The organism is Pseudomonas sp. SP16.1, from assembly GCF_052682975.1.
In genome coordinates, this window is the sequence record NZ_JBQYFZ010000001.1 from 3,792,673 (window position 1) to 3,807,102 (window position 14,430).

The window sequence follows — 14,430 nt, forward strand, 5'->3', positions numbered from 1 at the left end:
CGCGGGCCCCTTGGGCATGGGTCGAGGCTAGAAGCTGAACTCGGTGGTGAACATCGCCGAGCGCGGCATGCCGAGGCGGGCACGGGCGCCGCTGTTGTTCAGCGACTCGATGTACTCCTCGTCGAACAGGTTGTAGACGTTCAGGCGCAGGTTGACGTTCTCGTTCAGCCGGTAGGCGGCCATGGCGTCCGCCACCCAGTAGGAGGGGATCTGCGGCATGTTCTCGGTGCTCAGGTCGGTGCCGGAGGTGATCACCCGGTCCTGCTCGGAGACGTAGCGCGCGCCGCCGCCGAGGGTCAGGTCGCCCAGGCTGTAGGAAGTCCACAGGGTCGCGGTCAGCTCCGGCGACCAGCGCACGCCGCTGTTCTCGGAGGTGACGCCGGTGCTGGCACGGTGGCTGAACTGGTCGAGCTGCTCGGTGTGCATATGGGCGACGCCGGCCGAGACCTGCCAGAAGTTGGTGATCTGGCCGACCACGCCCAGCTCGACGCCGTCGACGCGGGTCTTGCCTTCCTGGAAGTAACGGGCGGTGAAGGAATCGTAGCTGACCTGGTTGTCGTTCTCGGTGCGGTAGGCCGCCAGGGTCAGCGCCAGGCGCTGGTCGAGCAGATCCCACTTGGTGCCGAGTTCGACGTGACGGGTTTCCTGCGCATCCAGGCCTTCCTGCTCATTGGAGGAGGAGCTGGCGGAGTTGGCCACCAGGGCGAAGTTGCCGCTGCCCGGCGGAGTCATCGAGTTAGCGAAGGACAGGTAGATGCTGCCGTTCGCAAGCGGCTTGAACACCACGCCGGCGTTCCAGCTGGTCAGGTCGCCCGATTCGTAGCCGCTGCCCGGTACGCGGGCGCCGGAGGTGATGGCGACGCTATCGGTCTCGGTGCGGAAATGCTCGAAACGCACGCCGCCGTTGAGCGCCCACTGCGCGTTCAGGTGCAGGGTGTCGAAGACGTAGAGCGCCGCGGTCCTGGTCTCGCCATCGGTGTAGGCGCCGGTCTTGTAGGGATCGCCCAGGGCGTCGCCGGCATCCGGATCGTAGAGGTTGGCGGGCGGGATCGACACGGCCGGATAGGCCACGCCGTCGATGGTCTGGGCGGCGGTGGCGTAGCTGCGGTTGAGCTGCTTTTCGCTCATCAGTTCGAGGCCGGCGGCCAGCTCGTTGCGCAGGCCGAAGGTGTCGAAGCTGGCGCTCAGGCTGGTCTGGTTGGCGAGAATCTGGTTTTCCTGGTCGACCACCTGGCGGGTGCGGGCCACGGTCCAATCCGCGGGATCGCTCGAGCCGTTGGCCGACAGTGCATTGATCCCGGTGAGCAGGCGATCGTTGTTGCTGCGCCCCCAGCGCGACAGGTTGCGCAGGGTCAGGGCCTCGTTGACGTCGTGCTCGAGCTTGACGCTGAACATGTCGCCGTCGATGCGCTCGTAGTCGCCCTTGCTGCCGTAGTAGTTGTCGCTGTCGACCTTGGCGCCGGCATTCAGCGCCGCGTTGGCGTTGTAGAAACCGCTCATGCCGATGGTCGGGATGCCGCCGTCGGGCGTGTTGTCCTGGCGCACATGCTGCGAGTAGAGGTACAGGTGGGTGTCGGTCTCCAGGCCGAAGGCGATCGAGGGCGCCACGCCGTAGCTGCTGTTGTCCACCTGATCGCGACCGTCCACGTCGCCGTCGCGGCGCATCAGGTTCAAACGGAACGCCGCGTTGTCGCCGAGCTGCCGGTTGATGTCGGCGGTGAGGTTGCTCTTGTCGGCCGTGCCGTAGCCGACGGTGGCGAAGATCTCGTCGCTCAGGGTCGGCAGCTTGGAGATCAGGTTGATGTAGCCGGACGATGCGCCACGGCCGATGTCGGAGCCGGCGGCGCCCTTGACCACTTCGACCTGCTCGAGGTTGAACAGGTCGCGACTGACCGCGCCGAGGTCGCGCACGCCGTCGACGAAGGTCGATTGCTGGGTGGAGAAGCCGCGCATCATGAAGGTGTCGCCGGCTGCGGTGTTGCCGTTCTCGCCGAGCTGCATGGTGATGCCGGGGGTGTTGCGCAGCGCTTCCATCAGGCTGCCTGCGCCCTGCTCGCGGAGCATTTCCTTCTTGATCACCTGCACCGTCTTGGGTGTGTCCAGCAGCGGCTGGGTCAGCTTGGCATTGGCGCTCCTGTCGGCCTTGTAGGGCACTTCGGCCTTGGAGGTCACCACCATTTCCGGCAGGTCCACGCCGTTTTCGCCTTCGCTCGTCTGCGCGGTGGCCAGTGCGGGCAGGGTCGCCGCGATCAGCGCGGCCAGATGGTTGACGTGGTGGTGTTTGCGACTACGGATTGTCATTGTTATCCCCAGGTTGGAAAGGCCGCCTCCCTGGCGTTGCAAACGGCAACGCAACAGGAAGTGACAGATGCTGAGCGAAGCGGCGCGGATGCTAATCATTCCCAGATGCAATAGCAATACAATGTCATTCACATTTTTAGACCCACCGCCCTTCCGCCTTCCTCCCTGCCCGGCACCGACGGCACGGCCTCGAGCCAGGCGCTGCGCAGCGACAAGCCGTGTCGCCGCCCAGAAACGCAAAAACCCGCCGAAAGGCGGGTTCTTGTGCTGAGGCGAGGCTTACAGGTAGTAGGACTTCAGCGGCGGGAAGCCATTGAATTCCACCGCGCTGTAGCTGGTGGTGTAGGCGCCGGTGGACAGCCAGTACAGGCGGTCGCCGCTGGCCAGGTTGAGCGGCAGGCCGTACTTGTAGTGCTCGTACATGATGTCGGCGCTGTCGCAGGTCGGGCCGGCGATCACCACCTCTTCCATCTCGCCCTTCTTCTCGGTCCAGATGGGGAACTTGATCGACTCGTCCATGGTTTCGATCAGGCCGCTGAACTTGCCGACGTCGGCGTAGACCCAGCGCTCCACCGCGGTGCGCGACTTGCGCGCGACCAGCACCACTTCCGAGACCAGCACGCCGGCGTTGGCGATCAGCGAACGGCCCGGCTCGAGGATGATTTCCGGCAGATCGTCACCGAAGTCTTCCTTGAGGAAGCGGGTGATCTCCTCGGCATAGGTCTCCAGGTCGTTGGTGCGCTGGATGTAGTTGGCCGGGAAGCCGCCGCCCATGTTGATCATCTTCAGGGTGATGCCGTCCTCCTCCTTGAGGCGCTCGAAGATCACCTTGACCTTGGCGATCGCCGCGTCCCACACGTCGATGTCGCGCTGCTGGCTGCCGACGTGGAAGGAGATGCCGTAGGGCACCAGGCCCAGCTGCTTGGCCAGGATCAGCAGGTCCAGGGCCATGTCCGGCTGGCAGCCGAACTTGCGGCTCAGCGGCCAGTCGGCGCTGGTCGAGCCTTCGGTGAGGATGCGCACATAGATCTTCGAGCCCGGCGCGGCCTTGGCGATGTTGCGCAGGTCGGCCTCGGAGTCGGTGGCGAACAGGCGCACGCCCTTGTCGAAGAAGTAGCGGATATCGCGGGATTTCTTGATGGTGTTGCCGTAGCTGATGCGCTCCGGGCCGACGCCGGTGGCCATGACCTTGTCCAGCTCGTAGATCGAGGCGATGTCGAAGCTCGAGCCCTTGTCGCGCAGCAGCTCGATGATCTCGGTGGCGGGATTGGCCTTGACCGCGTAGTAGATCTTGGCGAACGGGAAGCAGTTGCCCAGCTGATCGTAGGCATCGCTGATGATCTGCCGGTCGATGACCACGAAGGGGGTCTCGTGCTGATCGGCGAACGCCTTCATGCGGGCGAAAGTGGCGGGTGCGTAATAGTCTTCGACCTTGATCGACATGCTGGGACTCCAATGGCTAAACCGGGAACACATGGATTCGGGCAGCGAAACGCCTGACAGGTTCCGCCGCGTGCAGGGGGTGGCTGCGCAGCCGCGCGAGCCTGAACGTCTGACAGTTTCCCCACTTTGGTTCGCCTACTTCCCAAGGCATGTCGCCGAGCATCGCTGATCGCGGTGGGCCACCAGCGATCTCTCGTCGTCAGTACTTGAGCCGGATGGATCGTTTCCAGCATGGACGTTCGGGCGCGGACTTTAAGACCATGCGCCGCGCAGATCAACCGGAAATTACCGCCATTTCCACCCGCTCCGGCGAACGTTCCGGATATCGCACGAAACGCCCGGAAATGCTGAACGGGCGCGGCCTGCGGCCACTCGTTCGGCGGGCCTGTCAGCGACCACAAAGAGTCTAGATCATCCTCGCGTCAGCACCGTGACAACCCCTTGCGCGAAGGCGCGCGCCACCGTGCGCCCGGCGGCGCTGATCGCCGGGCACTTTGCCGTTATAATCGCGCGTTTTTCGGGGCGCCCGGCCAGGGCCGTTCGCCGCCCGTCCACGTATCCAGCCAGGCACGCACCCATGACCACCCAGGCCGCCGAAGTCGCCAAGCGCCGCACCTTCGCCATCATCTCCCACCCGGACGCCGGTAAGACCACCATCACCGAGAAGCTGCTGCTGATGGGCAAGGCGATCGAGGTCGCCGGCACGGTGAAATCGCGCAAATCCGACCGCCATGCCACCTCCGACTGGATGGAGATGGAAAAGCAGCGCGGCATCTCCATCACCACCTCGGTGATGCAGTTCCCCTACCGCGAGCACATGATCAACCTGCTCGACACTCCCGGCCACGAAGACTTCTCCGAAGACACCTACCGCACCCTGACCGCGGTGGACAGCGCGCTGATGGTGCTCGACGGCGGCAAGGGCGTGGAGCCGCGCACCATCGCCCTGATGGACGTGTGCCGCCTGCGCGACACGCCGATCGTCAGTTTCATCAACAAGCTCGACCGCGACATCCGCGACCCGATCGAACTGCTCGACGAGATCGAGGCGGTGCTCAACATCAAGGCCGCGCCCATCACCTGGCCGATCGGCTGCTACCGCGACTTCAAGGGCGTGTACCACCTGGCGCAGGACAAGATCATCGTCTACACGCCGGGCCACGGCCACGAGCGCACCGAAGCCAAGATCATCGACAAGCTCGACTCGGATGAAGCCCGCGCGCACCTGGGCGATCTCTACGACAACTTCGCCGACCAGCTGGAGCTGGTGCAGGGCGCCTGCCACGAGTTCGATGCCGAGGCCTTCCTCAAGGGCGAGATGACCCCGGTATTCTTCGGCACCGCGCTGGGCAACTTCGGCGTCGACCAGGTGCTCGACGCCGTGGTCGACTGGGCGCCACGCCCGCTGCCGCGCGCCGCCCACGAGCGCAGCGTCGAGCCGACCGAGGAGAAGTTCAGCGGCTTCGTGTTCAAGATCCAGGCGAACATGGACCCGAAACACAGGGACCGCATCGCCTTTATGCGCATCTGCTCGGGCAAGTACGAGAAGGGCATGAAGATGCGCCACGTGCGCATCAAGAAGGACCTCAAGGTCGCCGACGCCCTGACCTTCTTCTCCAGCGAGCGCGAGCATCTGGACGAAGCCTTTGCCGGCGACATCATCGGCCTGCACAACCACGGCACCATCCAGATCGGCGACACCTTCACCGAAGGTGAAAGTCTCGGTTTTACCGGCATCCCCCACTTCGCCCCGGAACTGTTCCGCCGCGTGCGCCTGAAGGACCCGCTGAAATCCAAGCAGCTGCGCCAGGGCCTGCAGGAGCTGGCCGAGGAAGGCGCCACCCAGGTGTTCTTCCCCGAGCGCAACAACGACATCGTGCTCGGCGCGGTCGGCGTGCTGCAGTTCGACGTGGTCGCCAGCCGCCTCAAGGAGGAATACAAGGTGGAATGCGCCTACGAGGCGATCAACGTCTGGTCGGCGCGCTGGATCGAATGCAGCGACGAGAAGAAGCTCAAGGAGTTCAAGGACAAGGCCTTCGAGAACCTCGCCGTCGACGGCGGCGGCCACCTCACCTACCTGGCGCCGACGCGGGTCAACCTCAGCCTGATGGAAGAGCGCTGGCCGGAGATCAAGTTCCGCGCGACGCGCGAGCATCATTGAGGGCGCGTACTACTCTGTAGGAGCCGGCTTGCCGGCGATGCTTGTCTGCTCAAAACAGATCGCCCGCAAGCGGGCTCCTACACGAGAAATCTGGAATGGACTCCAGCCGCTTCGCCCATCGTGGCCACGCCTTGCGGGCCGGGCGCATCTCCGAACCGGGCCGCGCCTATCTGCTGACGACCGTCACCTATAAGCGACAACCGCTCTTTCTCGACTGGCGATTGGCTCGCTTGTTAGTCGAAGAGATGCGTCGCCTGCATGACCAGCAACTCGCCCACTCACTCGCCTGGGTAGTAATGCCCGATCACCTGCACTGGCTTGTCCAACTGCAGGAGATGCCACTGACAAAGCTGGTATTGCAGCTCAAATCCCGTAGCGCCATCGCCATCAACAGACCCCGCAACAGCAGCGGCCGCGTCTGGCAGAAAGGCTTTTATGATCATGCGCTGCGCCGGGAAGAAGACCTGCCCGCCACGGCTCGCTATATCGTCGCCAACCCGCTTCGTGCGGGGCTGGTTAGCCGTATCGGCGACTATCCCTTGTGGGACGCGATATGGCTTTCGTAGGAGTCGCGGGGGCGCCTGGCCTTGCGGGCGATCAACGGACGTGACGACAAAAGCATCGCCGGCAAGCCGGCTCCTACCAACGACCAAAGTCCTACGCCGCCGCCCCCACCGCCAGCGGCTGCGGTGCCGGGCGCTTGGCCAGTGCATACACCACCCCGGTCAGCAGGCTGCCGGCGACGATGGCCAGCAGGTATAGCAGCGCCTGGTTGATCGCGTTGGGGATCAGCAGCACGAACAGCCCGCCGTGCGGCGCCATCAGCTTGCAGCCGAAGTACATCGACAGCGCACCGGTCAGGGCGCCGCCGGCGATGCTCGCCGGAATCACCCGCAACGGGTCCTTGGCGGCGAAGGGAATCGCCCCCTCGGAGATGAAGCACAGACCCAGCACCCCGGCCGCCTTGCCGGCCTGACGTTCGCTCTCGGCGAACTTGCGCCGCGCCAGCACGGTGGCGATGGCCATGCCGATCGGCGGCACCATGCCGGCGGCCATGGTCGCGGCCATCGGCGCATAGCTCTGCGAAGCCAGCAGACCCACCGAGAACGCGTAGGCGGCCTTGTTGATCGGCCCGCCGAGATCGACGCACATCATGCCGCCGAGCAGCAGGCCGAGGAGGATGGCGTTGGTGCTGCCCATGCCGTCGAGAAAGCCGGTCAGCCCGGCGAGCATACCGGCCACCGGGGCGCCGACCAGGTAGATCATCACCAGACCGGTGAACAGACTGGCGGCCAAAGGAATGATCAGGATGGGTTTCAGTGCCTCGACGCTGTCCGGCAGGCGCACCCAGTGGGCGATGGCCTTGGCCGAATAACCGGCGAGGAAACCGGCGATGATCCCGCCGATAAAGCCGGCGCCGAGCGAGCCGGCCAGCAGGCCGCCGATCATTCCTGGCGCCAGTCCGGGACGGTCGGCGATGGAGTAGGCGATATAGCCGGCCAGCAGCGGCACCATCAGCTGGAACGCGGTCTCGCCGCCGATCTTCATCAGCGCCGCGGCCAGGCTGCCCTCCTCCTTGAACGCCTCGATGCCGAACACGAACGACAGGGCGATCAGCAGTCCGCCGGCCACCACCATCGGCAGCATATAGGACACGCCGGTGAGCAGGTGCTTGTAGGGCCCGGCCTTGGCGCCCGGTTTGGCCGCGGCGGCGCCCTCGACAGGCCCCGCCTCGCTCAGTGGCTGGGCCTCGTTCAGGGCGCGTTCCAGGGTCTGTTGCGGCTGCTTGAGCGCCACCCCGGTGCCGCAGCGATAGACCTTCTTGCCAGCGAAGCGGGCGGTGTCCACCTCGATATCGGCGGCCAGCAGCACCGCGTCGGCGGCTGCGATGGCGGCGTCGCCCAGCAGATTGCGCGCGCCCACCGAGCCGCGGGTTTCCACCTGCAGCTCGATGCCCATGCGCGCTGCCGCCTGCTGCAACGCCTCGGCGGCCATGAAGGTGTGCGCCACCCCGGTCGGGCAGGCAGTAACCGCCACCAAACGACGGCGCCCGCTCGGCGCGGTAGCTACATCCTCGGCATAGGGTTGGGCGCGCTCGGCCGCCTCGCGCAAAAAGCGCTGCGGGTCGGCCAACGCCTCGGCCGGGGTGGATTGCAACAGGCGCTTGCCGACGAAGCGGGTCAGCGGCAGCTCGCCGGTCTTGACCACCAGCACCAGATCGGCGGCGGCGATTTCCGCCTCGCTCAACGGCGCACCGATGGCGCGGGCGTCATGCACCTCGACGCGGGTCTGCCAGCCCAGGCGCTCGGCGGCGGCCTGCAGCAGACGCGAGCAGAGCACGCTGGTGACCTGGCCATTGGGGCAGGCGGTAACTATCAGCAGGTTCATGATGAGAGGCCTCTTATTCTTCTAGGGACTGCAACTGCACCGCCGCTTCCAGGCGCGCCAGCTGTTCGCGATCGTGGATGCCGAAGCCGACCTGGGTCACCGCCTGGGCGGCCACCGCGGTAGCCAGGCGCAGCGTGCGCTCGGCCGGCCAGGCGCACAGCAGGCCGTGCAGGCTGGCGGCCAGCAGCGAGTCGCCGGCGCCAACCGTGCTGGCCACCTCGACCCGCGGCGGCACGGCACGCAGGGCGATGCCCGGTCCGTGCCAATCGACGCCGGCGGCGCCGCGCGACAGCAGCACGTGCTCGATGCCCTGGGCGCGCAGGCGGCGCACCGCGCCGGCGAGATCGCTGCCGCAGGCCTCGGCCAGCTCCTCCTCGTTGGGCTTGATCAGCCAGGGCGCCACGCCCAGGGCGGCACTCAGCGCGGCGCCGCTGCTGTCGACCGCCAGCGGCACGCCGCTGGCCCTGAGCCGGCGCAGCAGGCCGGCGAACCACTCGGGGCTAACGCCGCGCGGCAGGCTGCCGGCCACCACGATGGCGTCGTGCCCGGCCAATAGCGGGTCCAGCTCATCGAGCAGCCGGTCCAGATGCTCGGCCTCGACCTGTGGACCGGGGCCGTTGAGGTCGGTGATGCGCCCGTCGGCCTCGGCCAGCTTGATATTGCTGCGGGTCTCGCCGGGCACGCGGACGAACAGGTCGTGGAAACCGCGCCGGTGCATCAGGGCCTCGAACGGCGCCGCATTGGCGCGGCCGAGAAAACCGGCCACGCTCAGGCCGTGGCCGAGGTCGGCGAGCACCTGGGCGACGTTCAGGCCCTTGCCGGCGGCGTGACTGGCGAAGCCCTGGCAGCGGTTGACCGCGCCGGGCTGCAACTGGTCGAGGCGCAGGGTCAGGTCCAGCGCCGGGTTCAGGGTCAGGGTCAGAATGCGCGCCATCAGTGCACCTCCGCGACCAGCGCGCGCACCGCGGCGGCGCTGTCCAGCGCCAGCGCCTGCTCGGCCAGCGCGCGCGCATGGCGGCTGTCGAGCTCACGCACGCGCGCCTTGACCAGGGCGATGGCGCGCGGCGACACGCTCAGCTCGTCGACGCCCAGGCCGACCAGCAGCGGCACCGCCAGGCGGTCGCTGGCCAGCTCACCGCATACGCCAACCCACTTGCCCTCGGCATGCGCCGCCGCCGCCGTCATGCCGATCAGCCGCAGCACCGCCGGGTGCAGGCCGTCGGCCTGGGCCGACAGAGTCGGGTGGCCGCGGTCGATGGCCAGGCAGTACTGGGTCAGGTCGTTGGTGCCGATGCTGAAGAAGTCCACCTCGCGCGCCAGCACCGGCGCCAGCAGGGCCGCCGACGGCACCTCGACCATGATCCCGAGCTGCAGGTCGGCCAGGGGGATTTCCTCGCGCAGGCGCAGCGCCATGTCGCGCGCCACCCGCCACTCCTCCAGCGCGCCGACCATGGGGAACATGATCCGCAGCGGCCGCCCCTCGGCCGACGCCAGCAGGGCGCGCAGCTGGGTTTCGAGGATATCCGGACGCTGCAGGCTGAGGCGGATGCCGCGCACGCCGAGGAAGGGATTTTCCTCCGCCGGCATCGGCCAGTAGGGCAGCGGCTTGTCGCCGCCGACATCCAGGGTGCGCACCACCAACGGGCGCCCTTCGAGGGCATCGAGCACGCGGCGGTACTCGACTTCCTGGGCCGCCTGGCTCGGCGCCTGGGCGTGCTCCATGAACACCAGTTCGGTGCGCAGCAGGCCCACCGCCTCGGCGCCGAGGGCCACCGCCTCGGCGGTCTCGCCGGCCGCGCCGATATTGGCCGCCACCTCGACGCGCACGCCGTCGCGGGTCACGGCCGCCTGCAGGCGCTCGGCATGCGCCTGCTCGCGGCGGCGCTGCGCGGTTTCGCGCTCGCGCAGGGCCTGCTGGCGAGTCGCTTCATCCGGCGCCACGCGCAGCAGGCCGCTGTCGCCGTCGAGCAGCAGCGGCGTGCCCTGGGCCAGCGCCAGCACCGCCTCGCCGGCGCCGACCAACGCGGGAATGCCCAGGGCGCGGGCGATGATGGCGCTGTGTGCGGTGGCGCCGCCGCGCGCGGTGAGGATGCCGGCGACGCGCTGACGATCCAGCCCGGCGACATCGGACGGCGCCACCTCGGCCATCACCAGCACGTAGGGTTCGTCCGGCTCGGCCGGCAGCTCGACACCGCACAGGCGCGCCAGCACCCGGCGGCCGATGTCACGCAGGTCGGCGGCGCGCTCGGCCAGCAGCGCGTCGTGCAGCGCCTCCTGGCGCTGTGCGGCGGCCTCGATCTCGGCCTGCCAGGCGGCCTCGGCGCTGGCGCCGCGGGCCAGACGTGCGTCGACGTCCTCGCGCAGCGCCGGGTCCTCGAGCATGGCCAGGTGGGCGCTGAAGATCTCGCGGATGCTGGCCACCCCGGCGCCATCGACCATCCGCTGGATCTCGCCGCCGATGGTCGCCAGCGCCTCGTCCAGCCGGCGCCGCTCGGTTTCCGCGCCCTGGCCCTGCTCGGCGTAGTCGAAGCGCGGCAGTACCCGCACCAGCGCCGGGCCCATTGCGATGCCCGGCGAGGCGGCCACCGCCCGCAGGCTGCTCCCTGCCGGAGGCGCCTGCAGCGGTTCGGGCAGCGCTTCGGTGATTGCGTCGCGCTCCAGCGGCAGCACCTCTATCTCCTCGCCCAGCCCGCTTTCCAGCGCCGCGCGCAGGGCCGGCAAGGCGTCGGCGGCGATACCCGGTTCGGCGCTGAATTCGAGGATCTGCCCGCGCCGCGCACCGAGCGCCAGCAGGCGGCTAAGGCTCTTGGCCGAGACGCCGGCGCCGTCGTCGCCGGCCAGGCGCACGCGGATCTCGCCGGCGAAGCCCTGCGCCAGTTCGCTCAGAATCTTGGCCGGGCGCGCATGCAGGCCGTGGGCATTGGCCAGCGGCAGCTGCACGCTGGGCCAGTCCGGCGCCACCTCGCCGCCGAGGGCCTCGATCACGCTGCGACTGCTGTGCGCCTCGCACAGCTCGGCGGCGCGCCCGCCGATCAGCACGTCGCACAGGCGTTCCAGCGCCTGACGATGCGCCTCGCCCTGGCTGGCCAGACAGAACAGGCCCTTGAGCGGCTCGCCGCGAAAACTCAAGGGCGCCGCCGGGGTGACGAAGGCCAGTCCCGGCCGCTCCACACCCCGCTCGCTGTGCAGCCACCACAGGCCCTCGCCCAAGGGCAGCGGCTCGCCGCGGGCCAGGCTGAGGGCGAAGCCGGAGGCCGCGCAGCCGGCCTGCTTGAGCAGTCGCGCGCCCTGCCAGAGCAGCTCGTCGAAATCCTCGACCGGCAGGCCAAGGCCCACCAGTTGGCCGTCCAGCGCCAGCGCCTGCGGCGCGCCCTGCAGCAGCTCGACGATCTGCTCGGGCCTGCGCGCCTCGCGCAGCGCCTGGCTCAGATCGCCCTCACCCAGCGCGCGGGTCAAGAGCTGCAGCAGGTGCAGGTGCTCGTCGGACTGCGCGGCGATGGCGATGGCCAGGTACACCTGCTGGCCGTTGCCCCAGTCCACGCCGTCGGGGAACTGGATCAGACGCACGCCGGTGCGCAGCACCTGGTCGCGGGTCTGCGGCGTGCCGTGGGGGATGGCGATGCCCTGGCCGAGAAAGGTCGAGCCCTGCGCCTCGCGCGCCTGCAGGCCGGCCAGGTAGTCCGCGGTGGCCAGGCCGGCGGCCGCCAGGGCCTCACCGAGCATGGCCAGCGCCGCCTGTTTGTCCGCGGCCTGACGGCCCATCTGGATCTGGCTGGCGTCGAGTTGGAGCATGGGGAATATCCTCCGGCAGGCGAGTTAACCGGATGGGGCAACCCATCCGGATTCGCAATCTTGTTCTTAGCCTAGTCGATGAAAACGCTTGCTGAAACGTTTCATCTAGCACTGGCACCTTATCCCAGAATCGGCGATCCTTGAAGCCCGATCGTCGTCGACAGCCTGGAAGCCCCGTGAAACTCAGCGATATCGCCCGCCTGGCGCAGGTCTCGGTGACCACCGCCAGCTACGTGATCAACGGCCAGGCCGAGCGCCGGCGCATCAGCCCGGCCACGGTGGAGCGGGTGCTGGCGGTGGTCGAGCAGCATGGCTATCGCCCCGACCAGCAGGCCGCCAGCCTGCGCCGCGGGCAGAGCCGCTGCCTGGGTTTCATCCTCCCCGACCTGGAAAACCCCAGCTACGCGCGCCTGGCCAAGCTGCTGGAGCAGAAGGCCCGCGCTGCCGGCTACCAGTTGCTGATCGCCAGCTCCGACGACGACCCGCACAGCGAGCGGCAGTTGCTCGAACTGTTCCGCTCGCGCCGCTGCGACGCGCTGATCGTCGCCAGCTGCCTGCCGCCGGACGATCCGCTGTACCGCCGCCTGGTGGCCGGCGGCCTGCCGGTGATCGCGGTGGATCGCGCGCTGGACCCGGCGCATATCCGCTCGGTGGTCAGCGACGACGAGCAGGCCGGCGCCCAGCTCACCGCCAGCCTGCTCACGCCGCCGCCGCGGCATATCGCCCTGCTCGGCGCACGCCCCGAACTGGTCATCAGCCAGGCCCGCGAACGCGGCTTTCGCCAGGCGCTGGCGGGCTTCGACGGACGCATCAGCGTGCTGCACGGCGAGCAGTTCAGCCGCTCCTGCGGCAAGCGGCAGATGCAGCAGCTGCTGGCCGCCGGCAATGCGCCCGACGCCCTGCTGACCACCGCCTACGTGCTGCTCGAAGGGGTGCTCGACGCCCTGCGCGAACAACCCGGCGAAGCCTGGCCGGCGCTGCGTCTGGCCACCTTCGGCGACACCCAGCTGCTGGATTTTCTGCCGCTGCGGGTCAATGCCATGAGCCAGCAGCACGAACGCATCGCCGAGCGCGTGCTGGCCTGGGCGCTGCAGGCCGTGGAACGGGACGACTACCAGCCCGGCATCGAGGCCATCGGCCGCAGCTTCAAGGCGCGGCTGTAAAGGGGATCGCTCGCAAGCGCCCCCGACAAGGAACACAGCTTGCCCTGGCCACGTAAGAGCTCCACCTCGGGGCGAAGCTTTTGGCTTCTGCATCAATTCGCCGCGGGGCGCGGCTCCTACAGTCTGAGCGCCGGTATGAGCTGAGCCTGCCGTTGACTTCTGGGTGCAATCCACGCCGCTCAATAAACGACCAGCCCGGGCAAAGCCGCGCCGGCCCTGCGCCAGCGCCATCGGCACACAACTTATGCACAGCTTGCTGCACCGTTACTGTGGGTTAAACGATTGAATTGGCTGGTAAATTTCTGCGTGCCTGGCATCTGCCGGACAAATCGCCGATGCTTGCCGCATGCGCCTGATCGACACCCACACTCACCTGGATTTCCCCGACTTCGACGCCGACCGCGCCGAGGTGCTGGCGCGCAGCCGCGCCCTGGGCGTCGAGCGCCTGGTGGTGCTCGGTGTGTACCAGGCCAACTGGCAACGGCTGTGGGATCTGGTGCAGGCACAGGAAGGCCTGTACGCCGCCTTCGGCCTGCATCCGGTGTATCTGGAGCAGCACCTGCCCGAACACCTGGGCGAGCTGCGCGCCTGGCTGACACGCCTGGCCGGCCACCCGCGGCTGTGCGCGGTCGGCGAATTCGGCCTGGACTACTACCTGGACAGCCTCGACCGCCAGCGCCAGCAGACACTGTTCGAGGCGCAGCTGGCGCTGGCCGCCGAGTTCGAACTGCCCGCCCTGCTCCACGTGCGCCGCGCCCATGCGGCGACCATCGCCACCCTCAAGCGCTACCGCCTCAAGCGCGGCGGCATCGTCCACGCCTTCGCCGGCAGCTACGAGGAGGCGCGCGAATACCTCAAGCTGGGCTTTTGCCTCGGCCTCGGCGGCGCCGCCACCTGGCCGCAGGCCAACCGCCTGCGCAAGGTGCTCACGCAACTGCCGCTGGAAGCCCTGGTGCTGGAGACCGATTCGCCGGACATGGCGCCGGTCATGCACCCCAATCAGCGCAACAGCCCCGAGTACCTGGCGGACATCTGCACCGTCCTGGCCGAACTGCGCGGCATAGAGGCAGCGGGACTGGCCAGCGCCAGCAGCCGCAATGCCGCGCGCCTGTTCGGCTGGGAGCAACAGGCTTCGCCGTAGGGCGCCTCGCCCCCGCCGCCCTGCGTCCACTGCACTGTCCC

The 14,430-nt window shown here is 68.2% G+C and carries 9 protein-coding genes; 4 read left to right on the top strand and 5 right to left on the bottom strand.

Translation table 11 applies throughout. The annotated features are described in order from the left end of the window. Window positions 1–27 precede the first annotated feature (27 nt). Both ACUTAF_RS18075 and ACUTAF_RS18080 read right to left on the bottom strand, forming a co-directional pair. Complete coding sequence (locus ACUTAF_RS18075; protein ID WP_445581258.1) at window positions 28–2,301, bottom strand: catecholate siderophore receptor Fiu; 2,274 nt, start codon at window positions 2,299–2,301, stop codon at window positions 28–30. 279 nt (window positions 2,302–2,580) lie between these two features. After that, window positions 2,581–3,744, bottom strand: a complete 1,164-nt coding sequence (locus ACUTAF_RS18080; protein WP_445581259.1) for a type III PLP-dependent enzyme — start codon at window positions 3,742–3,744, stop codon at window positions 2,581–2,583. Window positions 3,745–4,321: 577 nt separating this feature from the next. On the opposite strand from ACUTAF_RS18080, the gene ACUTAF_RS18085 reads away from it, so the two are divergent. After that, window positions 4,322–5,905, top strand: coding sequence for a peptide chain release factor 3 (locus ACUTAF_RS18085; protein ID WP_445581260.1), 1,584 nt, complete (start codon window positions 4,322–4,324; stop codon window positions 5,903–5,905). Between the two features lie 95 nt (window positions 5,906–6,000). Beyond that, on the top strand, window positions 6,001–6,471 hold the full coding sequence (locus ACUTAF_RS18090; RefSeq protein WP_445581261.1) for an REP-associated tyrosine transposase: 471 nt from the start codon (window positions 6,001–6,003) through the stop codon (window positions 6,469–6,471). Window positions 6,472–6,562: 91 nt separating this feature from the next. Here ACUTAF_RS18090 and ACUTAF_RS18095 read toward each other — a convergent pair whose 3' ends face one another. The 3 genes from ACUTAF_RS18095 to ptsP are packed head-to-tail and all read right to left on the bottom strand — an operon-like array spanning window position 6,563 to window position 12,085. Continuing rightward, on the bottom strand, window positions 6,563–8,293 hold the full coding sequence (locus ACUTAF_RS18095; RefSeq protein ID WP_445581262.1) for a fructose-specific PTS transporter subunit EIIC: 1,731 nt from the start codon (window positions 8,291–8,293) through the stop codon (window positions 6,563–6,565). A 13-nt stretch (window positions 8,294–8,306) separates the two neighbouring features. Further along, on the bottom strand, window positions 8,307–9,227 hold the full coding sequence (pfkB, locus tag ACUTAF_RS18100) for a 1-phosphofructokinase (protein ID WP_445581263.1): 921 nt from the start codon (window positions 9,225–9,227) through the stop codon (window positions 8,307–8,309). Further along, window positions 9,227–12,085, bottom strand: coding sequence for a phosphoenolpyruvate--protein phosphotransferase (ptsP, locus tag ACUTAF_RS18105; RefSeq protein WP_445581264.1), 2,859 nt, complete (start codon window positions 12,083–12,085; stop codon window positions 9,227–9,229). Before ptsP ends, pfkB begins: the two co-directional genes overlap by 1 nt. A 176-nt stretch (window positions 12,086–12,261) precedes the next feature. Between ptsP and cra the strand changes: the two genes are divergently transcribed. Both cra and ACUTAF_RS18115 read left to right on the top strand, forming a co-directional pair. Then, window positions 12,262–13,248, top strand: coding sequence for a catabolite repressor/activator (gene cra, locus ACUTAF_RS18110; protein ID WP_445581265.1), 987 nt, complete (start codon window positions 12,262–12,264; stop codon window positions 13,246–13,248). 346 nt (window positions 13,249–13,594) lie between these two features. Further along, window positions 13,595–14,389 carry a TatD family hydrolase gene (locus ACUTAF_RS18115; protein WP_445581266.1) on the top strand — a complete coding sequence of 265 codons (795 nt, stop codon included), beginning with the start codon at window positions 13,595–13,597 and terminating at the stop codon, window positions 14,387–14,389. Window positions 14,390–14,430 lie beyond the last annotated feature (41 nt).